Source organism: Parafrankia soli, from assembly GCF_001854695.1.
Taxonomy (GTDB): Bacteria; Actinomycetota; Actinomycetes; order Frankiales; family Frankiaceae; genus Parafrankia; species Parafrankia soli.
In genome coordinates this window covers 1-26150 of record NZ_MAXA01000250.1, presented here as the reverse complement: position 1 = coordinate 26150, position 26150 = coordinate 1, and the positions used below count along the sequence as shown (strand labels likewise).

The following is a 26150-nucleotide window of genomic DNA, read 5'->3' as shown; positions in this document are numbered from 1 at the left end:
GCCGGTGCCGCCCGCGTGCGATCCGTGTACTCCGAACGAAGGAAACCGCCCGACCATGAAACGTCATGGCCGCCGCCTGCGCTGCCTGGCCATCCTGCTTGCCGTCGGCGCTCTGGCCGCCGCCTGCTCGAACTCCTCCGACTCGAACACCGCCGCCCCCGCCTCGTCCGCCGGTGGCGGCGCGGTACCGGGTGTCACGAACGCCGAGATCCGGTTCTCCGTCCTGGGGACGCGAACCAACAACCCGCTGGGCACCTGCCTGCTGGACTGCTTCTCCCAGGGGATCAAGGCGTATTTCGACTACCGGAACAGCGAGGGTGGCGTCCACGGCCGCAAGCTCGTCGTCGCCCGGGAGCTCGATGACGCGCTCGGACAGAACCAGCAGAAGGCGATCGAGATCGTGTCGGCGAAGGACACCTTCGCGACCTTCAGCGCCCCGCAGCTCGCCAGCGGATGGCAGAACTTCGCGGACGCGGGGATCCCGTTGTATGGATGGGACATCCACCCGGCGCAGATGATCGGCCGGAAGAGCATCTTCGGTAACGCGGCCCCGCCCTGCCTGGACTGCATGGACCGCACTTTCACCTACGTCGCCGAACTGGCCGGCACCAAGCGGATCGCGGCGCTCGGGTACGGCGTGTCCGACAACTCGAAGCAGTGCGTCACCCAGATCACCGACACGATCGAGCGGTACGGTGCGGCCACCGACCAGGAGATCGTCTACAAGAATGACACCCTGGCGTTCGGCCTGAGCAACGGGGTCGGTCCGGAGGTGGCCGCGATGAAGCGCGCGGACGCGCAGCTGGTCATCACCTGTCTCGATCTGAACGGCATGAAGACCCTGGCCCAGGAACTCGAGCGGCAGGGCATGGGCGACGTCCCGATGTACCACCTGAACACCTACAACCAGAAGTTCGTCGAGGAGGCCGGCGCGCTTTTCGAGGGTGACTACGTCAGCGTCGGGTTCCGGCCGTTCGAGGCCGATCCCGCGGACACCGCCATGGCCACGTTCAAGAAGTGGATCGGCAAGGTGGGCGGCCGGCCCGACGAGATGGCGATGTACGGATGGATCAACGCGGACCTCGCCTACCAGGGCATCCTCAAGGCGGGGCCGGCGTTCACCCAGGCGTCCGTGATCGACGCCACCAACCACCTGACCGACTACACCGCGGATGGCCTGACCGTTCCGGTGGACTGGTCGCGCCAGCACGGCCAGCGTTCCAAGGCCGACCCGGTCACCAACGGCTACAAGCTCGACTGCCGGGCGCTCGTCCGCGTACGGGGCGGGAAGTTCGAGATCGTCGGTGGAACGAAGGACAAGCCGTTCGTCTGCTGGCCGCCGAAGGACACCACCTGGTCCGAGCCGAAGCCGACGAGCTTCGGCTGAGGTGACGGGTCACGGCGGCGGTCCCGGCCGCCGCCGTGACGGGCGGTGTGTGGGGTCGGGATGTCGATCAGGAACGGGTTGCTCGCGCTGCTGGCCGAGCGCCCGATGTACGGCTACCAGCTGCGAGCGGAGTTCGAGTCCAGAACCGGGTCGACCTGGCCGCTGAACATCGGGCAGGTCTACACGACGTTGCGCCGCCTCGAGCGTGACGGGCTCGTCGAGGGCGATGAGGACCCCGGCCCGCAGGCGCCTGCCGGCGGCGAGGGACGCGGCATCGTCTACCGGCTCACCGCGGCAGGCCACGCGGCCGCGCGGAACTGGTGGACGAAACCGGTCAGCCGCCGCACGGCCGGCCGGGACGAGCTCGCCATCAAGCTGGCGCTCGCCGTCACGGAGGCCCGCCGATGACGATCACACTGGACGGCGCCGTCCGGGAGTCGGCGGCCCGCCGCGTCCCTCGCGCCTCCGCCGCACCCCCACGCCCACCGCACTGCCGGCGGCGCGAAGGGCTGGCAGCGCGCGGGCCGGCGGACGCGGTTGGCACCGCGGTGGGGCCCGGCGAGACCACATAGGTGGCGGAGTCCGGCGGCTGCCGCCCCCCAGCGAACTAGCCCGAAATGACCAGCTGACAGGATGCATGGCGGGGGGATAGAGAAGGGACTTGTATGGCGTACCAGGCAGCGCCCGCCGACGTGGCCGGCCCGGCTTCACCCGAGTTCGCGCCACCGTCAGCACCGCCCAGCCTGGCTCCGCGTGAGCCGTCCGCGGTCGCGGCCCCGGCCGTCCCGGCGATCCCAGCGCAGGCCGTGGCCGGCGACACCCGCGACGCCTCCCCGGCCGGGATCCCGCCGCTGGACGGCGTCGACACCTGGGTCAGGGTGCCCGTCGCGTGGTGGAGGGCCATCGCCGGACGGGTCGTCGGGGTCGCGATCACGCTGATCGGCGCGGTGTACGCGGTGTGGCGCGCCGGGACGCTGGACGGCACCGGCGTGGCCGGCCACCTGTTCTACGCGGCCGAGATCGTCAGCTACCTCACGATCGTGTGGACGGCGGTGATGACCGGCCGGATGCGCACCGGCTACGTCCGGCGCGCCCCGGCGCCGGCCGGCACCCTCGACGTCTTCGTCACCGTCTGCGGAGAGCCGGTCGAGATGGTCGAGGCGACGCTGCGCGCGGCGCTGGCGATCGACTACCCGCACCGCACCTACGTCCTCAACGACGGGCGGATCGCCGGCCGGCCCAACTGGCGCGACATCGACGCCCTCGCCGCCCGGCTCGGGATCACCTGCTTCACCCGCACCGACGGGCCGCGTGGCAAGGCCGCGAACCTCAACCACGGCCTGGCCCGCACCGACGGCGACGCGATCATGACGCTGGACGCCGATCACATCGCGGTGCCCGATCTCGGCGAGCTCGTCCTCGGCTACCTGCGGGACCCGAAGGTCGGGTTCGTCTGCACCGAGCAGCGCTTCGACGTCGGCCGCCACGACGTGCTCAACAACGCCGAACCGATGCTGTACAAGGCGGTGCAGCCGGCGAAGGACCGCGACAGCGCCGCGTCGTCCTGCGGGAACGGCACCCTGTACCGGCGGACGGCGGTCGAGTCCGTCGGCGGCTTCAGCGAGTGGAACATCGTCGAGGACCTGCACACCTCCTACCAGCTGCACGCCGCCGGCTGGCAGAGCGTCTACCACCACGGCCCGGTGTCCGTCGGGATCGCGCCGGCCACCGCGGCGGAGTACGCCAAGCAGCRCAGCCGGTGGGCGATGGACGGCCTGCGCCTGCTGCTGTTCGACAACCCGCTGCGCAAGCCCGGCCTGACCGGCTGGCAGCGGGCGCACTACCTGCACACCGGGATCGGCTACCTGGTGGCGTGCGCGCAGATGATGTTCCTGCTGGGGCCGCCGCTGAGCGTCCTGGCCGGGGTCCAGATCGCGGCCGGGGTGTCGCTGACCGCCTACGTGCTGCACGCCCTGCCGTACCTGGTCGGCTCGCTGCTGTTCATCGTCGCCTACACCGGGCCGCGCGGAGCCCAGCGGACGGTGGCCAGCACCCTGTTCAACGCTCCGCTGTACGCGCTGTCGTTCGTGCGGGTCGTGCTCTCCGGCCGACCCGACTCCGGCGCGACCGCGAAGACCGCGCTGCCGCGGATGTCGCTCCTGCTGCTGCCCCAGGTGCTTTTCGCCGCCAGTCTGGTGGTCACCATTCTCGTCGTCGGCGTCAGCCCGGACGTGGCCGACCTGTCCGCGCTGGTGTGGGCCGGGGTGCTGCTGTCGATGGTGGCCGGGCCGCTGTCGGCGCTCTCGGAACGCCAGGACCGGGTGGAGCGGGCCCAGCTGCCGATCCGGGCCGTCATCCTCGGACTGGTGCTGAGCTTCGCCGTCGTCACCCTCCTGGAGGGCTGACCGGGCTTACCCGAGAATGCGGGCGGTGCCGAAGCCGGCGGTCAGCTGATCGCCGGCGGTGAACCGGCCGGGGGGCCGCCCCTCTCGCCGGCTCCGGCCCGTGTCAGCCGTTGGTGGCCCGGGGCTTGGGCCCGGTGGCGCGCATGTTGACCAGCCGTCCGAGCAGGTCGAACCAGAACGGGGCGCCGGCGGTGAGCGCGAAGCAGCCGATCGCGAGGCCGGCGATCTTCAGCAGCCAGCCGCCGACAGAGTCGGGGACCTCCCGCGGGTCGTCCCGCTCCTCCGAGTTGTGCACCCAGCCGATCGGGACGGCGAGTCCGGAGGCGTCCCGCACGGCCTGGACCGCCTGCTCCGCCGCCTCGCCGGCCGTAGGCTGGTCGGGCTCGGGCTGGTCGGGTGCCGCCGCGCCGCCGGAGGTCACCTCGACCTGGGCGGCCGCCACCGCGGCCTGGCGTACCGTCCCGTCCTGCCAGAACGCCCGGGCCAGCCCGATCGCGTCGAGGTTGAACGGGACGGCCAGCAGGATCGCGTAGCAGAGCAGGAAGATGGCGATACGCCGCCGGTACCAGCCGGAGAGGCGGTCCATGGCATCGTCGTACCAGCGGGCCAGCTCGGTGACGATCTTCTCGCGGTCCCCGGCGGCCTGGACGGTCGCCGCGATCAGGGCGTCCTTCGCTGGCGAGGGGGGGAGCGAGGCGAGCCCGTCCTCGATGGTCCCGACCGCGCCGGAGCCGGTGGCGGCGACGAGCGCGGCCGCCATCACCCGCCCGGCCGGGTGGTCCGCGGGCATCGCGGCGTACAGCGCCTGGGCGGTCCGCTCGTCGAGGGCGTGTCGGGCTTCGTCGTAGGCGCGCCGGTAGGCGGCCCGGGCCTCGTCGGTGACATGGTCGGGCAGGGTCTCCGGGCGGAGCTGGGACAGCATGGCCCGGGCGGGCGGGTCGACCCGGTCGAGGAGCGCCTGGGCGAAGGCGGTCGACGGCACGTACGACGGCAGCCGCAGGCTGCGTGCCCGGCGCACCGCGGCCAGGGCCCCGGAGACGGGCGGGTGGTCCGCCATGGCCGGCGGGGTGGCGTTGCGGCCGGTGGCACGGGTGGTGAGCAGCGGGCCGTCCAGCAGTTCGGCGGCGACGTCCGGCGGGTTGCCGCCGTCGGGGCCGTCCTCAGGGTCGCCGTCGGGGGCGCCGGCTGGCCGGGCGCCGAGCAGCCGCCGCAGCTCGGCCTCGAGCTGGCGTCCCCGGTAGCGGAACAGGGCGAGCACAGCCTCGTTGATCCGGGACACGGCGAGGCTGAACACGGCGAAGAGCAGCGCCAGCCCGATCAGCACATCGAAAGCGGATGAGTCCGGCATGGCCCCCGGTTCCCGACCCTCGGCCGCCCGTGCGACCGCTCGCGGGGCACAGGACGCGCACACCGGGACTCTCCCGGCAGACCGCGCATTTCTACACGGTGGCGCAGGGCCACCACCGAGCGGCGCCACCCACCGCGCCGGATGGGCACCGGCAGCCACGAAGAGTGAGGGCGGAGCCGGGCGGCCGGGGCGGAGTCGCCGTCGCCGTCGCCGCCGCAGACCCCGAGAAGAATGGCCGCACAGCAAGCGACGGATGTGACGAGTAATCGAGTTGTACGGCGCATCGTCTGACCTACCTTCCGTAAGTGTCCGCATTTTCATGGCGGATGAACGGGAGGATTGACGGCCGACAGCTGCCGCGGTGCGTGCCGATGCTGATGTCGATGCCACGTGCCAGCCGCTTTCGGGGCCGCGCACCGGCGAGCGCGCCCCGCCGAACCGCCGCCCCCGCACGGTCCGATCTCGCCGTTGCTGTGCCCGCCGGTCAGGAGGCCGGGTGCCCGCGGGTGTTGTCGACCAGCAGAAACGGACCGTCGGTCCGGAATGCTGTTACGATACGGACCGTCAGTCCGCCTCCGTAAGGGGAGGAGCGCCGTGGCTCTCGAAAGAGCAGTGGCTCCGGAAAGATCGGACACCGCCTGCGGCCGGGCGGCGATCGTGGCGGCGGCCGCCATCCTGTTCGAGCGGGGCGGGGTCGAGGCGGTCTCGATGGAGAACATCGCCGAGGCCGCCGGCGTCGGCAGGTCCACGGTGCTGAGCCGCGTCGGTGACCGCGCGGCGCTGATCCACGCGGTGCTGGCCCCCCGCGCCGCCGCGCTGCGGGAGCGGGTCGAGGAGGGGCCTGCGCCGCTCGGCCCCGGCGGCGAGCCCGTCGACGCCCTGAACGCCTACCTCGACGCCCTGCTCGAGTTCGTCTGGACCAACCGGGCCCTCATCCGCACCCTGGAGGATGACAGCCTGGAGACCTACTACACCAGCCCACTCAGCGAGTTCTGGATCGGCGAGCTGGCGCGGCGGCTGTCCGCCACCCGTCCCGGCGGTGACGCCGACGCCGACGCCGAATACCTGGCGCACGTGCTGTTCCCCGCGCTGCGGGCCAACGCCGTCGACTACCTGGTCTCGGCGCGCGGGATGCCGCTGTCGCAGGTCCGCGCCGGTCTGCACAGACTCGTCGCCGTCTGAGCCCGCGCCGCGGCCCGAGCCGCTCGGGGCCGTGCCCGGCCGCGCTGGTCGGCCTCACCAGCCGGGCGGCGCACGGCCCCGAGCCCCATCCGATGGGACGGCCCTGTTGGGACGGCCCGGCGCCGGTGGGCGCTACTTCGCCGTGACGATGTCGGCACGCAGGGGCGCGAGCGCCGCTCCGATCTGGCCGGTGGTCTCCGCCGGGACGCCGAGGCCGCTCAGCGCCGAGACCAGGTGGTCCACCACGGCGTCGAAGTTGGCGTCGGTGATCCGGAGGCCGGAGTGCACCGAGGCGATCGCTCCGCCCTGGTAGACCTCGGGCCCGCCGATCGCCGCGGAGATGAACGCCTGCTGGTGCGCCTTGAGACGCGGGATGTCCTTGCCGGCGAAGAAGGGCGCGAGCTCGGGGTCGGCCGTCACCCGGACGTAGAACTCGTCGACCGCGGCCTGCACGGCGCTCGCACCACCGATAGCGTCGTAGATACTCATCAGAGGTCTCGCTTTCGCAGGATGGGCCCAGCCGAGGTCGGTGACCACGTGCGTTTCCATGGGCCGCATTGGTACATTTCCGACACGTCCACTAAATCGCGCAGGTAACGCGTTCGAAAGAGCCGAATGTCGACGCGAGAGCGACGGACGGCACGCGGTCGGGGGCCGCCCGGCTCCTCACGGCCACGCGTATCAGCAGGCGAAGCCGCCGCGCCGCTGTCGGCCGGGCGGCGCGCCGGCCGCGGACCGTCACCCCTGGGGACGGGAGACCTGTTCCAGTGCTGCCGCGATCTCGGTGGGGATCTCGATGCCCAGGGCCGCGAGGTGCTCGTCCAGCTGGGCCGCGGAGGCGACGTCGAGCGTGATCGAGGTGACGGGTCTCGTCAGTTGCCAGGCCAGCGACAGCTGCGTGGTCGTGCACCCGAGCTCCGCCGCCGTGGCCTCCGTGGCGGCGACGGTGGCGTGCCCGTGCCCGTGCCCGTGGGAGCGGAGTGAGCTCGTGCTGATCAGGCCGAGGCCTTCCTCCGCGAGCAGCGGGAGGTGCTCGTGTTCGAGCTCCCGCGAGAGCAGGCCGTACGGGCCGCGGAACGAGATGAAACGGGCCCGGCCGAGCCGGTCGCTGACCGACAGCGCCTTCATCACCCGGTAGACGTGCAGGTTGGCGACGCCGACGTAGAGGACCTTCCCGGCGCGCACCAGGTCGTCCAGCGCGTCGATCGTCTCCTCCAGTGGGGTCGTCGGGTCGTCGGCGTCGAGTTGGAGGAGGTCGAGATAGTCCGTCCGGAGCCGGCGGAGGGTCGCCTCGCAGGCGGCCCGGATGTGACGGCGGCTGTTCCCGCCGTCGTGGGGGCCCTGCCCGCTCGGCCGCCCGACGCTCGAGGCCAGGACGACGCTCGAGCGCCTGTCCCGAACGGCACGGCCGCAGAGTTCCGCCGCGGCGCCGTCCGGGTCCGTGCCGCCCCGGCCGATGTCGCCCGCGGCGGTGGTGTCGAGGAGGCTGCCGCCGGCGTCGAGGAAGCGGTGGATGACGCCGATCGCGGCCCGCTCGTCATGGCCCGCGGGCCCGGCGCCGAGAGCCGCGACTCCCAGCGCGAGCCGCGAGACGTTCAGCCCGCTGCGGCCGAGCCGCCGGTACTCCATCGGCCAGCTCGCACGCGGGACGGCCGGTCCCTCCCCGGCGGGCCTGGCGGCCTCGGCGGCCTCGGCGGGCCTGGTGGCCTCGGTCGGGTGCGGGTCCGGCATGGTCTCCGGCCTGGCCAGGACGCCGTTGAGGAAGAGGCTCACCGCGTGGTGGAGGTGCTCCTCCTCGACCTCGGGGGTCCGGTAGATGCCGTAGGCGGCCAGCCACGCCGGCATCGCGCCGACCATGGCGAAGAACTGCTCGGCGGCGAGGTCGACGTCCCCGACGACCACGGTGCCCGCGCTCTCGTGCCTGCGTAGCAGATCAATGATCAGTTGCACCCGCGGTGACCAGGTGACGGCCTGCGAGCTCGCCGCGAACTCGGGGAAGCGCGCGGACTCGGCGATCGCCATCCGGCTCAGGCGGACGATGTCGGGGTCGACCGAGCGGGCCAGGATCGCCCGCGCGATCACGGTCAGGCTCTCGGCGAGGTCGTCGGGCAGCGGTTCGAGGACGCGCTCGTCGCGCTCCTGGCGGGTGAGCGCCCACGAGCTCACCGCGATGAACAGAGTTCGCTTGTCGGGATAGCGGGCATACAGGGTGCTCTTGGTGATTCCCGCGGCCTGCGCGACGGCCTCCATCGTGGTGCCGTCGTAGCCCGACTCCAGGAACGTGTCGACGGCGGCCCGCCGGAGCCGCTCGGTCAGCCTGGCTGCCTCCGTCGCCGTCGGGCGCCCGGCCCGTGAACGCTCGCCACCCGCCCTGGACTCCATCCGCTAAAGCTACGGATGCGTCGGATTCTGGTCAAGGTCGACGGCGGCGCCGTCCGGGCGCCCTCACGGGAGGCAGGCATGGTCCTGGTCGGCCTGTCGCCGCCGGCTGTTGACCAAAACCATACGGGCTCGTATGGTTCATTCTCACGCGGCTGGAGAAACAGCACGCGGATGGATCGTTTCGGAGTTCGCGGCGGCCCGTAGCCACGTGGCTCGTACGTGCATCGGCTCGGAGGTAGACGGATGGCGCACTTCCCGAAGCCCGCGGAGGGCAGCTGGACCGAGCACTACCCGGACCTCGGTACCGGGTTCGTCTCGTTCGAGGACTCGATCTCGCCCGAGCACTATGAGCTGGAGCGCAAGGCGATCTTCGGGCGGACCTGGCTCAACGTCGGCCGGGTCGAGCAGATCCCGCGGACCGGCAACTACTTCACGAAGGAGATCAGCGCCGCGCGCGCGTCGCTGATCCTCGTCCGCGACGCCGAAGGCGAGGTCCGCGCGTTCCACAACGTCTGCCGGCATCGCGGCAACAAGCTGGTGTGGAACGACTTCCCCCAGGAGGAGACGCACGGCACGGCACGGCAGTTCACCTGCAAGTACCACGCCTGGCGTTACGGGCTCGACGGCTCCTGCACGTTCGTCCAGCAGGAGTCGGAGTTCTTCGACCTCGACAGGTCGCAGCTCGGTCTGGTACCGGTGCGCTGTGAGCTGTGGGAGGGCTTCATCTTCGTCAACCTCGACAGCGAGGGCACGACCCCGCTGGCCGAGTACCTGGGCCGCTTCGCGAAGGGACTGCAGGGCTATCCCTTCGGCGAGATGACCGAGGTCTACAAGTACCGGGCCGAGGTCGGGAGCAACTGSAAGCTCTACATCGACGCGTTCGCGGAGTTCTACCACGCGCCCGTCCTGCACGCGAAGCAGTACGTGGGCGACGAGTCACGCAAGCTGCTGGGCTACGGCTACGAGTCACTGCACTACGACATCGACGGTCCGCACTCGATGCAGTCTGCGTGGGGCGGGATGTCGCCGCCCAAGGACCTCAACATGGTGAAGCCGATCGAGCGGGTCCTGCGCAGCGGCAACTTCGGGCCGTGGGACCGCCCCGACATCGAGGGCCTGAACCCGCTGCCGTCAGGGGTCAACCCGGCCGGCCACCCGGCGTGGGGCCTGGACTCCTACGTCTTCTTCCCGAACTTCATGATCGTGGTGTGGGCGCCGGGCTGGTACCTCACCTACCACTACTGGCCGACGGCGTACAACCAGCACATCTTCGAGGGCACGCTGTACTTCGTGCCGGCCCGGACCGCGCAGGACCGCATCCGGCAGGAGCTTGCCGCGGTCACCTTCAAGGAGTTCGCGCTGCAGGACTGCAACACGCTCGAGGCCACGCAGACCATGCTCGAGTCCCGCGCCGTCTCGCGGTTCCCGCTCAACGACCAGGAGATCGCCATCCGGCACCTCCACAAGACCGCGGGCGACTACGTCGCCGGGTACCAGGGGTAGCACCGCACGCCGGCGGCCGGGCGCTGCTCTGTTGGGCGCTGCCCCGTAGGGCGCGTCTGGCCTGGTGCCGACCCGGTCCGGCTCCGCCGGGTCCGCCGCCGCCCCCTTGACCTGAAGTCCACTTCATGTCGGAGGCTGGCGGCATGGACTTCACCGAGACCGAACGTGCGTATCTGGCCAGTCAGCGGCTCGGCCGGCTGGCGACCGTCGCCCCGGGCGGCGCGCCGCAGAACTCCCCGGTCGCCTTCCGCCTCAACGAGGCGACCGGCACGATCGACATCCACGGGTACGACCTGGGCGCCAGCCGGAAGTTCCGCAACGTCGCGGCCACCGGCGTGGTGTCCCTCGTCGTCGACGACATCGCCTCCGTCGACCCGTGGCGGGTGCGCGGCGTGGAGATCCGGGGAACGGCGGAGGCGCTGACCGATCAGGACCCGCCGCAGCGCCATCTCAGCCGCGAGGTCATACGCATCCACCCCGTCCGGATCATCAGCTGGGGTGTCGATCCGGACGGGGCGGCACTGCGGGCGCGCGGGGTCAGTCGGATTTCTGCTGGAACAACGTGACGCTGTGGTCGCCGTTCGCGCTGCCCACGTAGTGGTCGGCGAGGAACGGGGTGCCCATGACCCCCTGCGACCAGTCCACCGACTGCCCGAAATCCCGGAACCAGTCGTAGAGCATGGTGCGGTGCGCGATGCGCCACTCCCCGTCCCGCTTCTCCAGCCGGTCGACGTAACGGCCGCCGATCACGACGTCATGCTCCTGCTCACCGAAGTCGATCCGGTGATAGGAGGTGACGTGGGTCTCGGCCACCGCGGTGTCACCCGTGACGTCGATCAGGGTCTGGCCCAGCGTGTGCAGGGTGACGGGAATCGAGGGCGCGCCGGGCACGACCCACGCCAGGTACTCCTTGAACGTGCCGCGGAAGATGCCGTGGTCGTCGGTCGCGTCCGGCCAGTACGCCCCGCTGATCAGGTCCGCGTCGCGCCGGTCCTCGCCCCTGGCCAGCCGGGCGAGGACGTCGCGGATCTGTTCCCGGTCGAGGACGAAACTCAGGTCGTCGGCGCTGATAGTCATATCCGGCTCACCTCGTGGTCGGCTGGGGGTGGAACGGGCGGTGGCCGCCCCGGGCTAGGGAATCTGCGGCTTGCGGGTGTTGATCAACGGCCGCCGGTAGGAGGGGTCCTCCTTGCCGCGGGCGGGAGCGCCGTCGAGGTGGATGTCCGGCACGTCGGAGAACGGGATGTCCATGGTGGGCACCAGGCCCGACCACTCGATGGCGTTGGTGCGCAGCGCGATCCGCCATTCACCCGCGCGCCGTTCCAGCCGGTCGATGTAGCGGCCACCGGCGATCCAGTTGGAGTCGTCACGGTTGCGCCCGACGAACAGGTAGTACGTCTCGGTGTGCGCGGTGTCGCCGTCGATGTCGATGGTGACGTTGAGCAGGTTGTGGTGGGTGGCCACCTGGCCCTGCTCATGCCCGGCGGACGCCCAGTCGTACAGCTCGACCGGGCCGCCGACGAACGGACCGGCGGCGATGACGGCGTCGGGATGGAAGGCGGAGAGGAAGAGCTCGCGGTCGAACCGGTCCATGCCCCGGCTGAACCGGGTCAGGGTGTCGTGGATGTCCTGCCGCTCGAGCAGTCGTTCGAGCCGGGCGAGCTTCTCGGCGGTGATGGGCTGGCTCATCGTTCCTCGCGGTTGCTGTGCCGACGTCGGCGTCGACGCCGGGGGTGGAGATGCGGGTCGTGGGTGTGGTGGCGTGCGCTCTGCGATGCTGTGTGCGGCGTAGCTGGTTCAGGGAACGCCGCTGGTTGGGGACCGCGCCTCTGGTCCAGGGGCGCCGGCGGTTCGCGGGCCGCTAGACGGGGGACCAGAGCGGGGCGCCACGCTGGGCCCGCAGTGACGGGATGACCTTCCCGTCGAGGTCGGTGACGCCGTACTCCTGGGCCAGCTCGGCGGTGATGAAGGTGCCCCCGGAGTGCCGCATCAGGTCCGTGTCCTGGACGAGCGCCGCGATGACGCGGCCGGGGAACTCCGGCGAGCAGCCGATCGTCGGGTTGGTGACGAGCTGCTCCTTCATCGTGGGGTTCAGCGAGATGTTGCGCTCGGCCCGCTCGGTGAAGGTGAGGCCCTGCCACAGCGAGATCGACGCGATGTTGTGCGGCTTGAGCTCGACGGCCATGTCCCTGGCCATGCGGTCGACCGCGGACTTGCAGGTGCCGAAGACGACGCCGTAGGTGTAGGTCACTCCCACGTAGCCGGAGATCGCCACGATGAGGCCGGCCCGGCGCGGAACCATGAGCCGCGCCGCGTGCCAGGCGGCGACGAAGTTCGACCGCACCCCGACGTCGACCATCTCCCAGTTCGACAGCGGCTTCTCCCAGAACGGGTTCGGCTCCGTCAGGTCCTCGGGCAGGGAGAAGGCGTTGTTGACCAGGATGTCCAGCCGGCCCTGCTCGCGCTCGACCTGCTCGAACAGCGCGGCGACCTGGTCGTCGTCCCCGTGGTCGACCTGCACGGCGATGCCCTGGCCGCCCCGGCGGTCCACCTCCGCCGCGGTCTCCCCGACCGTGCCGGGAAGCGGATGCGAGCCGGGGGACACCGTCCGCCCGGTGACGTAGACCGTCGCGCCCTCGTCGGYGAGCGCGAGCGCGATGCCCTTCCCGATGCCCCGGCTGGCGCCGGTGACGACGGCGACCCGGCCCGAAAGTAAACCCATGCGAACTCCCAGTTCGTTGCTGCTCAGACCGCGGCCGGCACCTTCATGAGCTGGGCGAGGTTGCCGCCCATGAGCTTGCGCACGAGCGGTTCCGGCAGGTGGGCGAGCTCGTCGATGTAGCTGACCGGGTTCGCCAGCCCCTCCGGATGCGGATAGTCGGACCCGAACAGCACGTGGTCCTCACCGAGGACCTTGGTCAGCGCGCCGAGGTCCTCCTCCCAGAACGGGCTGACGTAGACGTTGCGCCGGATCACGTCGAGCGGGTTCTCGGGAAAGTCGTGCGGCATCTTCTTGTACAGGTTCTTCATGGCGTCCATCAGCGGGGCGACCCAGCTCATCCCGTTCTCGACGACGGCCACCTTCAGCCGGGGGAAGCGGGAGAGCGCGCCGTGGCAGACGAGCGCCGAGACCGCGTCCTCGACCGGCCGCCAGGCCTGCAGCATCTGGAACGGGTTCGGCTGGAACGGCAGCATCTCGCGGTTGGCGCCCAGCCACTCGCCGCTGTAGCGGGCGTACCCGCTGTCGGACGAGTGCAGTGCGACGAGGATGTCGGCCTCCTGCACGCGGGCCCAGAACGGGTCGAACTCCGGCAGGCCGAACGAGCGCGGCCCGCGCAGGCCCGGCACGGGCRCCGGCCGGACGAGGATGACCCGGGCGCCCCGCTCGAGGACCCACTCGAGTTCCGCGACGGCCTTCTCCACGATCGGCAGGGTGATCACAGGCGTGGTGAAGATCCGGTCCTGGTAGTTGAACTGCCAGGTCTCGTACAGCCACTCGTTGAGCGAGTGGATGACGGCGTGGACGAGGTCCGCGTCGTCGCGCATCCGCTCCTCGATCAGGCTGGCGAGCGTGGGGAACATCAGGGTGCGGTCGAGCCCCTGCTCGTCCATGACCTTGATGCGCGCGGCCGGCTCCCGCCAGGCGTCGATGGACCGCACCGGCTTGCCGAAGATCTCCCGGTACGTCTTCCCCTCGGGGTTGCCGTGCCGGTAGTAGTCCTCCTGCGCCCCCGGGCGGGCGACGACCTCGAAGGTCGGGTTCGGGATGTACTGGCTGATCTGCCCGCGCACGACGATCTTCGTCCGGCCGTGCACGTCGACGTAGTCGATCGCGCCCCGGTAGCGCGCCGGCAGGAACTTGGTGAGTGCGTCCTGGGTCTCGTACAGGTGGTTGTCGGCGTCGAACACCGGAATGTCGTGGGTGGGCATCACACCTCCTGGTCAGGAGCGGCCGGATCCCCCGCGGGGGACGTCGCGGAAGGCACGGTCACGGTCGAGGGCGGGCTCGCGGGGCATGCCGAGGACACGCTCGCTGATCACGTTGCGGGCCATCTCGGTGGTCCCGCCGCCGATGCAGGTGGTCTGGCGCAGGAGGAAGTCGTTCCCGCACTCGGCGACCGCGCCGTCCTCGGCGCTCCAGGCCGCGCCCGCCGAGCCGGCGATGTCGTACGCCATGCTGGTGACGCGGGTGGAGGCGATGCCGGCGAACAGGCGCCCGATGGCGGCCGACTGGTCGGGCATCCGGCGGGAGACGACGCCGCGGCCGATCCGGCCCTGCAGCGACTCGCGGACCAGGTCGAGCACCCGGCCCTCGCCGATGAGGTCCCGTACCCGCGGCTCGTCGAGGCGGCCGGCGTCGCGGGCGACGTCCACCAGGACGGTGGCGTCGACGCCGCCGTAGGACCAGCCGGCGGGGACGGTGACGAACGGGGAGTTGTGCAGCATCCGCTCGTGGAACATCCACCGAGTGCCGACGGTCCAACCGTTGTCGACGTCGCCGATGCGGTCGGTGTCGGGGACCCGGACGTCGGTGATGAACTCCTGGCAGAACTCCTTGTTGCCGTTGAGCATCTCGATGCGCTGGACGTCGATGCCGGGCTGGCGCAGCGGCATGATGAACACGGTGAGCCCGCGGTGCTTCGGGACGTCCCAGTTCGTGCGGGCCAGGCAGAGCGCCCAGTCCGACCACCAGGCCCCGGTCGTCCAGATCTTCGAGCCGTTGAGGATCCAGTCGTCGCCCTCGCGCACGGCGGTGGTCAGCGCGCCGGCGACGTCCGAGCCGCTGCTCGGCTCGGAGAGGAACTGCATCCAGATCTCCTCGCCCTTGATGATGGCGGGGAGGTGGCGCTCCTTCTGCTCCGGGGTGCCGAACTCGAGGAGCACCGCGGCGCACGGCGAGAACGTCGGCGCCTGCAGCCGGCCCGGGTACTCGAAGCCGGTGATCTCCTCGTTGAACGCGCGCTGGTGCTCCGGCGACAGGCCCTGACCGCCGTACTCGCGCGGGAAGCAGATGCCGGCGAGGCCGGCGTCGAACAGCATCCGCTGGATCTGCCGCTCGCGGGCTACGGCGGCGAGCTCCTCCTCGTCCGTCGTGTCCGCCCGCATGACGCCGGCGCCCTCGTTGTGCTCGAGGGGGCGCAGGTTGGCGCGGATCCACGTCCGCGCCCGCCGGCGGAAGTCCGCGACGCTCTCCGTGGCTTCCGCGTTCGCCGCGCCGGCGGCCGAGCCGGTGCCGGTGCTGATGTCGGACGTCATGCCCGCTCCTTGAGGTGCTCGACGACGGCGGCGACGCGCTGGCGGTGCTCGGCCGGCGTGCCGCACAGCGCCCGGTTCACGGTGACGCGGCGCAGGTACAGGTGCAGGTCGTGCTCATAGGTCACGCCGATCCCGCCGTGCAGCTGGACGCAGTCCTGCAGCAGCTCCGTCCCGTAGTCGCCGATGAAGGACTTCGCCGCGCTCACCAGCTCCCCGGCGTCGGGTGAGCCGGCGTCGACGGCCGCCGCGGCGCTGTCGTTGACGGCGTGCGCGCCTTCCAGCCAGGTCTTCATGTCGGCGAAACGGTGCTTGAGCGCCTGGTAGGACGCGAGGGGCCGGCCGAAGGAGTAACGCTCGAAGGCCCAGCGGACGGTCATGTCGAAGGCGGCCTGCATCGCGCCGACGGTCTCGGCGTTGAGGATCACGATCGCGCGCTGGAGCTGGCGCTCGATCTGGTCGGCCGCCGCGCCGACCTCGCCGACGACGGCGGCGCGCGGCACCCGGACGCCGTCCATCCGGACGGCGAAGAAGCGCCGGGTCAGGTCGACCGTGCGCAGCGGCTCCACCGTCACCCCGGGCGTGGCCGCGGGCACCAGCAGCTGGGTGAGCCCCTCCTCGCCGCGGGCGGCGACGAGCAGGTGCCCGGCCTGGGCGGCCGACTCGACCGGGCGGCTCACCCCGTCGAGGACGAGGTCGTCGCCGTCGACCCGCAGGGCGAGGCCGACGCTGTCGAGCCGGTCCAGCGGCGGCGGCCCGCCGAGGCACCACGCCGCCACCGTGGCACCCGACAGGATGTCGGCCAGGACCTCGGAATGCGCCGGGCCCGCCGCGCCCAGCGCGGCGGCGACGACGTTGGTGGCGGCCAGCGGCCCGGGCGCGGCGCGCAGGCCGAACTCGTGGGCGACCAGCGTCAGGTCGACCAGGGCGGACCCGCTGATCGACCCGCCGCCCTGCTCCTCACCGACCAGCAGGGACGTCCACCCCAGCTCGGCTCCGCCCTGCCAGTAGTCGGCCTCGAAGCCGGCGGGGTCGTGGCGCAGGCGGCGGACCGCCTCGGCCGGGACCCGGTCCGCGAGGTATCTCGCGGTCGCCTCCCTGAGGACCTCCTGGTCGGGACTCAACTCCAGCAGCACGATCCGTCACCTCGCGTCATTCGGCTCCCTTGCCCGACGCCTGCCGCGGCTCGGGTCGCGCCGCGTGGGCTCCCGTCCGACCGCGGCCGCACGGGGCGGTGCACACCGTGGGGTGCGCGCCCGTGGTTCAGGACCGGTCCGGCGGACTAGGCCGTCACGATACGGACCGGCGGTCCACATACGCAAGAGGGTGGTTCGGGCATGATTCGGGCGCCGCGGGCTGACGTCGGCGGTCAGCTGCCGGCGAGGCGGTGCAGGCCGGCGCGGACGCGGTCGGGGTCCATCCGGCGGCCGGAGACCAGGTAGTCGATAACGTCGGCCCGCAGCGCGGTGAACAGGACGTGCGTCAGGTAGTCGGTGTTCTCACCCGGGCGCACGGCGTTGAGGCGCCGGGCGAGCTCGCTGATCCAGTACTGGCTGGACGGGTTGGCGTAGTAGGCGTACGGCCCGTGGTGTTCGAGCGCGCGGATGAGGGTGCGGTTCGTCCAGACGAAGTCGAGCAGCGAGTCGAGGTAGGCGTGCAGCGCGGCCACCGGCTCCCCGCCGGGGCCGAGCGGGGGAGGCCCCTGCTCGACGAGGGTCAGCATCGCGGCGACCCGCGGGTACAGGACGGCCTCGATCAGCGCGGTGCGGTCGCCGAAGCGGCGGAACAGGGTGCCCTTGCCGACCCCCGCGGCCCGGGCGATGTCGTTCATCGACACCTGCTCGGCGCCGTCGCGGTCGAACAGGTCCGCCGCCGCCGCGAGGATCGCCGCCCGGTTGCGGGCGGCGTCGGCGCGCTCGGACCCGGCCACCGCTGCACCTCCTCGCGCCGATGTGCTCGGACCTCTTGCCGATGTGGACCGCCGGTCCGTATCGTAGCGGCCTAGTTCGCAGGACCGGTCCGATCGCGGGTAAGGCGATTCGGGGCGCAGGGCGGACCAGGCGTCGGACCGTGGCGGGGAATGGCGCCGAACGCTGCGGACAACGGGTCATTCGCTTCAGGGCCAGCGGGACACGCGCACAGCGGTGTCGAAGGGATGCGGTGCAGACGGTGAAGAACATCGAGGCGATCGACTTCTTCCGGGGTGACGAGCTCGTCGCGGACCCTTATCCCTATTTCCACGCGCTGCGGGAGCAGTGTCCGGTCCGCCGCGAGCCGCACCACGGCGTGGTGATGGTGACGGGCTACGAGGAAGCCGTCTCGGTGTTCCACGACTCCGACAGATTCTCGTCGTGTACCTCGGTAACCGGGCCGTTTCCCGGATTCCCGGTCCCGCTCGAGGGCCTCGAGGGCGACGACATCTCCGAGCTGATCGAGCGGCACCGTGCCGAGCTGCCGATGAGCGACCAGCTCCCTACGTTCGACCCGCCGATGCACACCGATCACCGCGCGCTGCTGATGCGGCTGATCACGCCGAAGCGGCTCAAGGAGAACGAGGAGTTCATCTGGCGGCTCGCCGACCGGCTGCTGGACGACTACCTCGCCAGCGGCGAGGGCGAGTTCATCCGCGGGTTCGCCGGCCCCTTCGCGCTGCTCGTCATCGCCGACCTGCTCGGCGTGCCCGAGGAGGACCACGAGGAGTTCACCGACCGGCTGCAGCACCGGCCGGCCGAGGGCGGCGGCGTGGGCAGCACCGGCGACCACTCGATGGAGCACTCCCCGCTGCAGTTCCTCTACGACCGCTTCACGACCTACATCGAGGCCCGTCGCCGGGAGCCCCGCGACGACGTCCTCACCGGGCTGGCCACCGCGACGTTCCCGGACGGCTCCACCCCCGAGGTCATCGACGTCGTGCGGGTGGCCGCGAACCTGTTCTCCGCCGGCCAGGAGACCACCGTCCGGCTGGTCAGCACCGCGGCGAAGCTGATCGCCGACAATCCCGGCCTGCAGCGCCTGCTGCGCGCCGAGCGCGACCGGATCCCGAACTTCATCGAGGAGACGCTGCGGCTGGAGAGCCCGGTCAAGGGCGACTTCCGGCTGGCCCGGGTGCCGACCACGGTCGGGGGGGTCGACATCCCCGCCGGCACCACGGTGATGGTCGTGAACGGGGCCGCGAACCGCGACCCCCGCCGCTTCGCCGACCCGGACACGCTCGACGTCGCCCGCCCCAACGCACGTCAGCACATCGCGTTCGGGCGCGGCATCCACAGCTGCCCCGGTGCGCCGCTGGCCCGGGCCGAGGCCCGGGCGGGAATCGAGCGGCTGCTCGACCGCACGGCCGACATCCGGATCTCCGAGCGCGTGCACGGTCCCGCGGGCGCCCGCAACTACCAGTACCTCCCGACGTTCATCCTGCGCGGCCTGACCCACCTGCAGCTCGAGTTCACGCCGGCGGCGTCCGACTCCCGGTAATGGCCCTCCCCGGTGAGAACCGGTCCCGGTGAGACCGGCCCGCGGCGTGAGTCGACATCCCGCGCGGGCCGGTAGCCGAAATTCTTCATCTCAACGACGAGGTTCGGGAGTCCGTCACCATGTTGTCGCAAGGGGCGCGCTACAGCGCCGCATCCATCGGCCTCGCCGAAGGATGGAGCCTGGACCGGCTCACGTCGCCGAGCAGACTTTTCGGCGCGAACGGATTACGCACCGGCCCGGACGGCCGCGTCTACGTGGCGCAGGTGACCGGCAGCCAGATCAGCGCACTCGACGTCGAGACCGGCCAGCTGGAGACCATCAGCGCGAAGGGCGGCGCGATCATCGCCCCCGACGACGTGGCCTTCGGCCCGCAGGGCGACCTCTACGCCACCGAGGTCATGGACGGCCGGGTGAGCGTGCGCGGCGCCGACGGCACCACCCGGGTGCTGCGCGACGATCTCCCGAGCGTGAACGGCATCACCGTCCACCAGGGTCGGCTGTTCGTCAACGAGTGCCGGGTCGGCGGTCGCCTGATGGAGCTCGACCTCAACGGCGGCGAGCCCCGCGTGCTGCTCGAGGACCTGGCGATGCCCAACGCCATGGAGGTCGGCCCCGACGGCCTCCTGTACTACCCGGTGATGGGGACGAACGACATCTGGCGGATCGACCCGGAGGGCGGCGAGCCGCAGCGGGTCGTGGGGGATCTCGGCGTCCCGGACTCGCTGAAGTTCGACCCCGAGGGCTTCATCGTCTCCACCCAGGTCGCCTCCGGCGAGGTGCTGCGGATCAACCCGCGCAACGGCGAGCGCACCGTGCTGGCCGCCCTCACGCCTGGCCTGGACAACTGCACCTTCGTCGGCGACCGGCTGTTCGTCTCGAACTTCACCGGGCAGATCACCGAGATCCTCGGCGGCGGGGCGACCCGGGAGACGCTGCCGGGCGGGCTGAACTGGCCGCTGGACCTGACCGTCGGCGAGGACGGCGACCTCTACATCGCCGACGGGACGTACTTCTACCGCCTGCGCCCCGGGGGCCGGCCGGAGACGCTCGGCATGCTCTTCAGTCCGGGCTACCCGGGCTTCGTCCGCGGGGTCACCGCCGTCGGCGCGGGCGAGTTCATCGTCACCACCTCGGGTGGGCAGGTCACGCGCTACCGGCCGGCGAGCGCGGAGAGCGAGGTGCTGGCCGACGAGCTCGACCAGCTCTACGGCGTGGCGGTCGCCCCGGGCGGCGACATCGTGGCCGCGGAGCTCGGCAAGGGCCGCGTGCTCTCCATCCGCTCCGGACGGGTCGAGGAGCTGGCGTCCGGGCTGAACGATCCGCTGGGTGTCGCGTTCGGCGCGGACGGCACGCTCTTCGTCTCCGAGTCGGGCGCCGGGCGGGTCGTCACGATCTCCGGCTTCCGTGTCGACACGGTGGTCGACGGCCTGGAGCAGCCGCAGGGAATCCTCGTGCGCGGCGGCCAGCTCCTCATCGTCGACGCCGGCACGAAGCAGCTGATCAGCGTCGACCTCGGCACCGGGGCCCGGCAGACCATCGCCCGTGACCTCCCGGTGGGCGCCCCGCCCGGCGTGACGCCCAAGCCGCTGCGCGGGCTGCCGCCCTTCTCCGGGCCGCAGGGCCCGTTCGCGGGCATCGCCGCCGGACCGGACGGCACGCTCTACCTATCTGCTGACGCCGAGGGCAGCGTGCTCGCCCTGCGGTGGGAGGGCTGAGGCGACCATGGCGAACGACTTCCTCAACCTGGACGGGCGCATCGTCGTCGTCTCCGGCGCGGGCGGCGGCGGCATCGGGACCTCGGTGGCGAGCGCCGTGGCGCGCGCCGGGGCGACCGTGCTCGCGGTGAGCCGTTCCCAGGAGAACCTCGACACGCACATCGGGCCGCTGGTGAAGGAGGGGCTGCCGATCGTGCCGGTCGCGGCGGACGCCTCGACCGACGAGGGCATCGCGACGGTGCTGAACGCGGCCTCGCGGACGGACGGCGACCTGTACGGGCTGGTCAACGTCGCCGGAGGTGCCGCCCCTGCGACGTGGATGGCGGCGACCCGGGTGACCCGGGAGGACTGGCGCGCGCTGTTCACCCAGAACCTCGAGACGATGTTCTTCATGAGTCAGGCGGTCGCCGCCGAGCTCAAGTCGCAGGGCCGCCCCGGGTCGATCGTGTCGGTCTCCTCGATCAGCGGCATGAACACGGCGCCGTTCCACGTCGCCTACGGCACGGCCAAGGCGGGGGTGGTGGCGGCGACGCGCACGCTGGCCGTCGAGCTCGCCGCGGCCGACATCCGGGTGAACGCCGTGGCTCCCGGTGTGACCGCGACCCCGTCGTCGGGTGCGTACGTGGACGCCGACGCCGACCGCGACCGCCGCGCCATCGCCGCGGGCCGCCGCGGCCGCCCGGAGGAACAGGCCGGAGCGATTCTCTTCCTCCTTTCGGACCTGTCCTCGTACATCACGGGGCAGACGATTCTCGTGGACGGCGGCCTGAACCTCAGGTGGACCCACCTGGGTGCCGACAACACGTCGCTGTTCCTGAAGGACGAGGAGTTCCGCGCGTCCCTCCTACGCTGACGCGCTGAAGCGCCGAAGCGAATCTTTTTGTTTCCTGCCAAATCCCGGACCTAAGCCACACCCGAACCCGATTACCCCGTGACACGGGTTGGAGAATGTCATGAGCGAGACTCTCGACAACATCCAGGAAACAGTTTCCACGCCGGTCGAGCCGCTGTCGGAACCGCTCGAGATCGGGGTGGAGGCGTACCTCTCCCCGGAGTACGCCCGGGCCGAACGGGACAAGCTGTGGCGGAAGGTCTGGCAGCAGGTCGGCCGGGTCGAGGAGATTCCGCGGGTCGGTGACTTCCTGACCTACGAGATCCTCGACGACTCGCTCGTCGTGGTGCGCTCGGCGCCGGACCGGATCCGGGCGTACCACAACGTCTGCTCGCACCGGGGCCGCCGGCTCGTGGACACCCCGCAGGGGGCTCACGACGCCCGCGGCCAGCTGCGGCAGTTCGTCTGCGGCTTCCATGGGTGGCGGTACAACCTCGACGGCGAGAACACGTTCGCGGCCGAGCGCGAGGACTGGCCGTGCGGTCTGACCGACGAGAAGGCCGGGCTCAAGGACGTCCAGGTCGACACCTGGGGCGGCTGGATCTGGGTGAACCTGGACCCGGACGCCGAGCCGCTGCGGCAGTACCTGGAGCCGGCGGCGTCGCTGCTCGACCCGTTCCAGCTGGAGAACATGCGCTACCGGTGGCGGAAGTGGCTGGTCTTCGACTGCAACTGGAAGGTCGCCCTCGAGGCCTTCATGGAGACCTACCACGTGCCGTACACCCACCCGGAGTTCATGAACTTCGGGAACTTCCTGGGCTGGGCGCGGGCGCAGGGCCGGCACAGCAACATCGGGTACGACGCGCCGAAGGGCATGGAGGAGAACCAGGCGAAGCTGCGGATCGGCAGCGGCCCGGACGCCCGGCTGTCGACGATCGAGCTGCAGAACTTCACCTGGGAGAACGCGAACACCAACACCACCCGGACCCTCGTCGACGCCGCCCAGCGGCTGACCGACGAGCTGCCGGAGGGCACGCCTCCGGGCGAGGTGCTCCAGCACTGGCTGGCCTCGGCCCGCCGGGACGACGCCGCCCGCGGCGTGGTGTGGCCGACGGTCCCCCCGGAGATCGTCGCGAAGAGCGGCACCGCCTGGCAGATCTTCCCGAACTTCCAGATCGGGCACGCGCTGAACAACATGCTCTGCTACAGCGCCCGGCCCTACGGCTACGACCCCGACAAGTGCATCTTCGAGGCCGCCGTCTACGAGCTCTACCCGGCCGGCGGTGAGCCGGAGACCAAGTGGGAGTTCACGCCGCCGGAGGACCCGGGCTGGCGCACGGTGCTGCCGCAGGACTTCGCGAACATGTCGGCCGTGCAGCAGGGCATGAAGTCGGGCGGTTTCTCCGGGCCGAAGCCCAATCCGTACCGCGAGCGCAGCGTCGTGAACCTGCACCACAACCTGGCCAAGTACATGGGTACCGGCGAGCCTCACAAGCTCGCCTAGACCCAGCCTCTCCCGCGAATCCCTCCGCGGCGCCTGACGAGTGACCCGAGCACCAGCCCAGATCCGAGGAATGTGCATGCAGAACTGTGCCCCGACCGAGACGCCCGAGGTCGACCATGACGCGCTCCGGACGAAGTATCTGGGAGAGCGGGACAAGCGCCTGCGCCGTGAGGGCCAGAAGCAGTACGTGGTGACCGAGGGCGACTTCGAGGAGTTCTACGAGGCCGACCCGTACACACCGGTCGTCCCCCGGACGCCGATCGTCGAGGACATCGACGTGGCGATCTTAGGTGGTGGCTGGGCGGGCCTGGTGGCCGCGGCGCGGCTTCAGCAGCAGGGTGTCACCGACTTCCGGATCATCGATCTGGCGGGCGACTTCGGCGGCGTGTGGTACTGGAACCGGTATCCCGGAATCCAGTGCGACACCGACAGCTACTGCTACCTCCCGCTGCTCGAAGAGGTCGGTTACATCCCGAAGGAGAAGTACGCCCGGGGCGACGAGTGTCTGGAGCACGCCCAGCGCATCGGGAAGCACTTCGGCCTGTACGAGCACGCGGTGTTCAGCACGCTGGTCCGCTCGCAGGAGTGGGACGAGCAGACGAAACGCTGGAAGATCACCACAAACCGGGGCGACGAGATCAGCGCCCGGTTCGTGGTGATGTGCCAGGGGCCCTTCAACAGGCCGAAGCTGCCCGGCATCCCCGGCATCGCCGACTTCGAGGGCCACACGATCCACACCGCCCGGTGGGACTACGAGTACTCCGGCGGCGACCTGCACGGCGGGCTGGACAAGCTCGCCGGCAAGAAGGTCGCGGTGATCGGGACCGGCGCCAGCGGTGTGCAGGTCATCCCGCACATCGCGCAGGCCGCCGAGCACCTGTACGTGTTCCAGCGCACCGCCTCCTCGATCGACGAGCGCGGCGACGTCCCGACCGACCCCGAGTGGGCCAGCACGTTGCAGCCGGGCTGGCAGGAGGAGCGGCGGCGCAACTTCCACGCCGCGGCCTATGAGGCGTTCGCGCCGGGACAGCCGGACCTGATCTGCGACGGCTGGACCGAGATCAGCCGTAACCTGCAGGCGCAGCTGGACGCCACCAACGGCTGGGCGGCGCTGGCGGACCCGGCGAAGTTCATGGAGCTGCGCGAGCTCGTCGACTACCAGGTGATGGAGCGGCTGCGGCAGCGGATCGACGCGATCGTCGAGGATCCGGCGACCGCCGAGGCGCTGAAGCCGTACTACCGGTTCCTGTGCAAGCGGCCGTGCTTCAACGACCTGTACCTGCCGACCTTCAACCGCCCCAACGTCACCCTCATCGACGTGGCGGAGACCAAGGGCGTCGAGCGGATCACCGCGAAGGGCATCGTCGCGCACGGCGTCGAGTACGAGGTCGACTGCATCGTGTTCGCCAGTGGCTTCGAGATCACCAGTGACCTCGACCGCCGGCTCGCGATCCACCCGTACGCCGGCCGCGAGGGCCGGTCGCTCTACGAGCACTGGGTCGACGGGTACCGCACCCTGCACGGGATCATGACGCACGGCTTCCCGAACCAGTTCTTCACCGGCTACATCCAGGGCGGCGTCACGGCGGCCGTGCCGGCGATGTTCGAGCAGCAGGCCGTGCACATCGCCCACATCATCTCCGAGACCCTCGCCCGTGGCGCGGTGACCGTCGAACCCACCTTCGACGCGCAGGAGGGGTGGGTCGCGGCGGTCCGGGCCGCGGAGATCGACAACACCAACTTCGCGCGGGAGTGCACGCCCGGCTACTACAACAACGAGGGCGAGCAGCAGATCCGGTCGGTCCTCGGCGACCCCTACTGGGCCGGCTTCTACGCCTTCGGCGAGCTGCTGCAGGAGTGGCGCGACTCAGGCGATATGGCGGGGCTCGTCCTCGGCAAATGACGACCACCCGCCTGCTCACCCATGTCGCGAGAGGACCATTGAATGTCTGAGGCCACACTGCCCGCAGCCCGGTTCGACGGCCGGGTCGCCGTGATCACCGGTGCCGGCCGGGGTCTGGGGCGCGCCTACGCCCTGCTGCTCGGCTCGCTGGGCGCCAAGGTCGTCGTCAACGACCCGGGCGGCAGCATGAGCGGGGAGGGCCTCGACACCGGCCCCGCCGAGCAGGTCGTCCAGGAGATCGTCGCCGCCGGCGGCGAGGCCGTCGCCTCCACCGACTCGGTGGCCACGGCCGAGGGCGGCCAGGCGATCATCGGCACGGCGATCGACAGCTTCGGCCGGATCGACATCCTCATCCACAACGCCGGGACGCACCGCCCGGCGCCGCTGGCGGAGATGACGTACGAGGACTTCGACGCCGTCCTGGACGTCCACCTGCGCGGGGCGTTCCACGTCGTGCGGGCCGCGTTCCCGCTGATGGTCGCGGCGGGGTACGGCCGGATCGTGCTGACCTCGTCCATCGGCGGGCTGTACGGCAACGCCGGGGTCGTCAACTACGGCGTGTCCAAGGCCGGCATGATCGGGCTGTCGAACGTGGCCGCCCTCGAAGGGGCCGCGTCGGGCGTGAAGAGCAACATCATCGTCCCCGCCGCGATCACGCGGATGGCGGAGGGGATCGACACCTCGGCCTACCCGCCGATGGGGCCGGAGCTGGTGGCCCCCACCGTGGGCTGGCTCGCGCACGAGTCCTGCTCGATCACCGGGGAGATGCTGACCTCGATCGCCGGCCGGGTGGCCCGCGTCTTCATCGCCGAGACCCCGGGCGTGTACCAGCCGTCCTGGACGGTCGAGCAGGTCGGGGAGCAGCTCGAGACCATCCGCGACACGAGCGACCCCTGGATCCTGCCGGTCGTGCCCTCGGCGCACGTCGACCACATCGTCAACAGTTTCGCGATGGCCGCGAAGGGCGCCGCGAACGCGTCCTGACCACCGCACCGACACCGCACCACCCGCACCGCAGCACCGCACTGACGCAGCACCGCAGACACGGACCAGCGCACACCCGGATCGGAAGGGGGATGGGAAACCGTACCGCGGGCCGGTACCGGCGTTCCCTGACTACCAATGGCGGTAAAAGTCTACGAGCGCATCCTCCAGTTGTTCGAAGCCGAGGGAATCAAGACGATCTTCGGTATTCCCGACCCGAACTTCGTGCACATGTTCCACCTCGCCGAGGAACGCGGCTGGACCGTGGTCTCACCACACCA

General features: G+C 71.0%; 23 protein-coding genes. 13 read left to right on the top strand and 10 right to left on the bottom strand.

Going from position 1 to position 26150, the window contains the following annotated elements; translation table 11 throughout:
* The first annotated feature begins 55 nt into the window (after window positions 1-55).
* The 4 genes from BBK14_RS28360 (at window position 56) to BBK14_RS28350 (ending at window position 3792) form a co-directional block, all read left to right on the top strand.
* Window positions 56-1387: an ABC transporter substrate-binding protein gene (locus BBK14_RS28360; RefSeq protein ID WP_071066264.1), complete on the top strand. Its 1332-nt coding sequence runs from the start codon at window positions 56-58 to the stop codon at window positions 1385-1387.
* 60 nt (window positions 1388-1447) lie between these two features.
* Complete coding sequence (locus BBK14_RS28355; protein ID WP_071066263.1) at window positions 1448-1795, top strand: PadR family transcriptional regulator; 348 nt, start codon at window positions 1448-1450, stop codon at window positions 1793-1795.
* Window positions 1792-1959, top strand: a complete 168-nt coding sequence (locus BBK14_RS38570; RefSeq protein ID WP_157904353.1) for a hypothetical protein — start codon at window positions 1792-1794, stop codon at window positions 1957-1959. Before BBK14_RS28355 ends, BBK14_RS38570 begins: the two co-directional genes overlap by 4 nt.
* A 93-nt stretch (window positions 1960-2052) precedes the next feature.
* Window positions 2053-3792: a glycosyltransferase family 2 protein gene (locus BBK14_RS28350; protein ID WP_071066262.1), complete on the top strand. Its 1740-nt coding sequence runs from the start codon at window positions 2053-2055 to the stop codon at window positions 3790-3792.
* 103 nt (window positions 3793-3895) lie between these two features.
* Here BBK14_RS28350 and BBK14_RS28345 read toward each other — a convergent pair whose 3' ends face one another.
* Window positions 3896-5140 (bottom strand): hypothetical protein, encoded by a 1245-nt coding sequence (locus BBK14_RS28345; protein WP_071066261.1) that lies wholly within the window; start codon window positions 5138-5140, stop codon window positions 3896-3898.
* A 594-nt stretch (window positions 5141-5734) separates the two neighbouring features.
* On the opposite strand from BBK14_RS28345, the gene BBK14_RS28340 reads away from it, so the two are divergent.
* The gene (locus BBK14_RS28340; protein WP_083391306.1) at window positions 5735-6322 is read left to right on the top strand and encodes a TetR/AcrR family transcriptional regulator; all 588 of its coding nucleotides are present in this window, start codon (window positions 5735-5737) and stop codon (window positions 6320-6322) included.
* Between the two features lie 132 nt (window positions 6323-6454).
* Here the strand turns inward: BBK14_RS28340 and BBK14_RS28335 are convergent, their stop codons facing one another.
* The gene (locus BBK14_RS28335) at window positions 6455-6811 is read right to left on the bottom strand and encodes a group I truncated hemoglobin (RefSeq protein ID WP_071066286.1); all 357 of its coding nucleotides are present in this window, start codon (window positions 6809-6811) and stop codon (window positions 6455-6457) included.
* 249 nt (window positions 6812-7060) lie between these two features.
* The gene (locus tag BBK14_RS28330) at window positions 7061-8704 is read right to left on the bottom strand and encodes an aldo/keto reductase (protein ID WP_071066259.1); all 1644 of its coding nucleotides are present in this window, start codon (window positions 8702-8704) and stop codon (window positions 7061-7063) included.
* Between the two features lie 243 nt (window positions 8705-8947).
* Here BBK14_RS28330 and BBK14_RS28325 point away from each other — a divergent pair, with 243 nt between their 5' ends.
* Both BBK14_RS28325 and BBK14_RS28320 read left to right on the top strand, forming a co-directional pair.
* Window positions 8948-10207 (top strand): aromatic ring-hydroxylating oxygenase subunit alpha, encoded by a 1260-nt coding sequence (locus BBK14_RS28325; protein ID WP_071066258.1) that lies wholly within the window; start codon window positions 8948-8950, stop codon window positions 10205-10207.
* A 143-nt stretch (window positions 10208-10350) separates the two neighbouring features.
* Entirely contained in the window at window positions 10351-10773 is a 423-nt protein-coding gene (locus tag BBK14_RS28320) for a PPOX class F420-dependent oxidoreductase (RefSeq protein ID WP_071066285.1), read from the top strand.
* On the opposite strand, the gene BBK14_RS28315 is transcribed toward BBK14_RS28320, so the two are convergent.
* The 7 genes from BBK14_RS28315 to BBK14_RS28285 form a co-directional block, all read right to left on the bottom strand.
* Window positions 10745-11284, bottom strand: coding sequence for a nuclear transport factor 2 family protein (locus BBK14_RS28315; protein WP_071066257.1), 540 nt, complete (start codon window positions 11282-11284; stop codon window positions 10745-10747). The genes BBK14_RS28320 and BBK14_RS28315 overlap by 29 nt on opposite strands.
* Before the next feature lie 54 nt (window positions 11285-11338).
* A complete protein-coding gene (locus BBK14_RS28310) occupies window positions 11339-11896 on the bottom strand; it encodes a nuclear transport factor 2 family protein (protein WP_071066256.1) in 558 nt (185 codons plus the stop codon).
* A gap of 172 nt (window positions 11897-12068) precedes the next feature.
* The gene (locus BBK14_RS28305; protein ID WP_071066255.1) at window positions 12069-12929 is read right to left on the bottom strand and encodes an SDR family NAD(P)-dependent oxidoreductase; all 861 of its coding nucleotides are present in this window, start codon (window positions 12927-12929) and stop codon (window positions 12069-12071) included.
* Between the two features lie 23 nt (window positions 12930-12952).
* A complete protein-coding gene (locus BBK14_RS28300) occupies window positions 12953-14137 on the bottom strand; it encodes an amidohydrolase family protein (protein ID WP_071066254.1) in 1185 nt (394 codons plus the stop codon).
* A gap of 12 nt (window positions 14138-14149) precedes the next feature.
* Complete coding sequence (locus BBK14_RS28295) at window positions 14150-15463, bottom strand: acyl-CoA dehydrogenase family protein (protein ID WP_116430166.1); 1314 nt, start codon at window positions 15461-15463, stop codon at window positions 14150-14152.
* A complete protein-coding gene (locus BBK14_RS28290; RefSeq protein WP_071066253.1) occupies window positions 15460-16596 on the bottom strand; it encodes an acyl-CoA dehydrogenase family protein in 1137 nt (378 codons plus the stop codon). Before BBK14_RS28290 ends, BBK14_RS28295 begins: the two co-directional genes overlap by 4 nt.
* 233 nt (window positions 16597-16829) lie before the next feature.
* Entirely contained in the window at window positions 16830-17390 is a 561-nt protein-coding gene (locus tag BBK14_RS28285) for a TetR/AcrR family transcriptional regulator (protein WP_071066252.1), read from the bottom strand.
* A gap of 230 nt (window positions 17391-17620) precedes the next feature.
* Here BBK14_RS28285 and BBK14_RS28280 point away from each other — a divergent pair, with 230 nt between their 5' ends.
* The 6 genes from BBK14_RS28280 (at window position 17621) to BBK14_RS28255 (ending at window position 25869) form a co-directional block, all read left to right on the top strand.
* On the top strand, window positions 17621-18931 hold the full coding sequence (locus tag BBK14_RS28280) for a cytochrome P450 (protein WP_373693861.1): 1311 nt from the start codon (window positions 17621-17623) through the stop codon (window positions 18929-18931).
* 119 nt (window positions 18932-19050) lie between these two features.
* Window positions 19051-20646, top strand: coding sequence for an SMP-30/gluconolactonase/LRE family protein (locus BBK14_RS28275; RefSeq protein ID WP_071066251.1), 1596 nt, complete (start codon window positions 19051-19053; stop codon window positions 20644-20646).
* Window positions 20647-20653: 7 nt separating this feature from the next.
* Window positions 20654-21499: an SDR family NAD(P)-dependent oxidoreductase gene (locus tag BBK14_RS28270; RefSeq protein WP_071066250.1), complete on the top strand. Its 846-nt coding sequence runs from the start codon at window positions 20654-20656 to the stop codon at window positions 21497-21499.
* A 100-nt stretch (window positions 21500-21599) separates the two neighbouring features.
* Window positions 21600-22982, top strand: coding sequence for an aromatic ring-hydroxylating oxygenase subunit alpha (locus tag BBK14_RS28265; protein WP_071066249.1), 1383 nt, complete (start codon window positions 21600-21602; stop codon window positions 22980-22982).
* Between the two features lie 76 nt (window positions 22983-23058).
* Window positions 23059-24885 carry a flavin-containing monooxygenase gene (locus BBK14_RS28260; RefSeq protein ID WP_071066248.1) on the top strand — a complete coding sequence of 609 codons (1827 nt, stop codon included), beginning with the start codon at window positions 23059-23061 and terminating at the stop codon, window positions 24883-24885.
* Between the two features lie 42 nt (window positions 24886-24927).
* Window positions 24928-25869, top strand: a complete 942-nt coding sequence (locus BBK14_RS28255) for an SDR family NAD(P)-dependent oxidoreductase (protein ID WP_020461231.1) — start codon at window positions 24928-24930, stop codon at window positions 25867-25869.
* Window positions 25870-26150: the final 281 nt, after the last annotated feature.

Coding starts and splice junctions, on each gene's coding strand:
- BBK14_RS28265 (WP_071066249.1), top strand. CDS start 21,600: ATGAGCGAGACTCTCGACAACATCCAGGAAACAGTTTCCACGCCGGTC.
- BBK14_RS28355 (WP_071066263.1), top strand. CDS start 1,448: ATGTCGATCAGGAACGGGTTGCTCGCGCTGCTGGCCGAGCGCCCGATG.
- BBK14_RS28320 (WP_071066285.1), top strand. CDS start 10,351: ATGGACTTCACCGAGACCGAACGTGCGTATCTGGCCAGTCAGCGGCTC.
- BBK14_RS28310 (WP_071066256.1), bottom strand. CDS start 11,896: ATGAGCCAGCCCATCACCGCCGAGAAGCTCGCCCGGCTCGAACGACTG.
- BBK14_RS28335 (WP_071066286.1), bottom strand. CDS start 6,811: ATGAGTATCTACGACGCTATCGGTGGTGCGAGCGCCGTGCAGGCCGCG.
- BBK14_RS28315 (WP_071066257.1), bottom strand. CDS start 11,284: ATGACTATCAGCGCCGACGACCTGAGTTTCGTCCTCGACCGGGAACAG.
- BBK14_RS28255 (WP_020461231.1), top strand. CDS start 24,928: ATGTCTGAGGCCACACTGCCCGCAGCCCGGTTCGACGGCCGGGTCGCC.
- BBK14_RS28295 (WP_116430166.1), bottom strand. CDS start 15,463: ATGACGTCCGACATCAGCACCGGCACCGGCTCGGCCGCCGGCGCGGCG.
- BBK14_RS28270 (WP_071066250.1), top strand. CDS start 20,654: ATGGCGAACGACTTCCTCAACCTGGACGGGCGCATCGTCGTCGTCTCC.
- BBK14_RS28275 (WP_071066251.1), top strand. CDS start 19,051: ATGTTGTCGCAAGGGGCGCGCTACAGCGCCGCATCCATCGGCCTCGCC.
- BBK14_RS28330 (WP_071066259.1), bottom strand. CDS start 8,704: ATGGAGTCCAGGGCGGGTGGCGAGCGTTCACGGGCCGGGCGCCCGACG.
- BBK14_RS28260 (WP_071066248.1), top strand. CDS start 23,059: ATGCAGAACTGTGCCCCGACCGAGACGCCCGAGGTCGACCATGACGCG.
- BBK14_RS28345 (WP_071066261.1), bottom strand. CDS start 5,140: ATGCCGGACTCATCCGCTTTCGATGTGCTGATCGGGCTGGCGCTGCTC.
- BBK14_RS28360 (WP_071066264.1), top strand. CDS start 56: ATGAAACGTCATGGCCGCCGCCTGCGCTGCCTGGCCATCCTGCTTGCC.
- BBK14_RS38570 (WP_157904353.1), top strand. CDS start 1,792: ATGACGATCACACTGGACGGCGCCGTCCGGGAGTCGGCGGCCCGCCGC.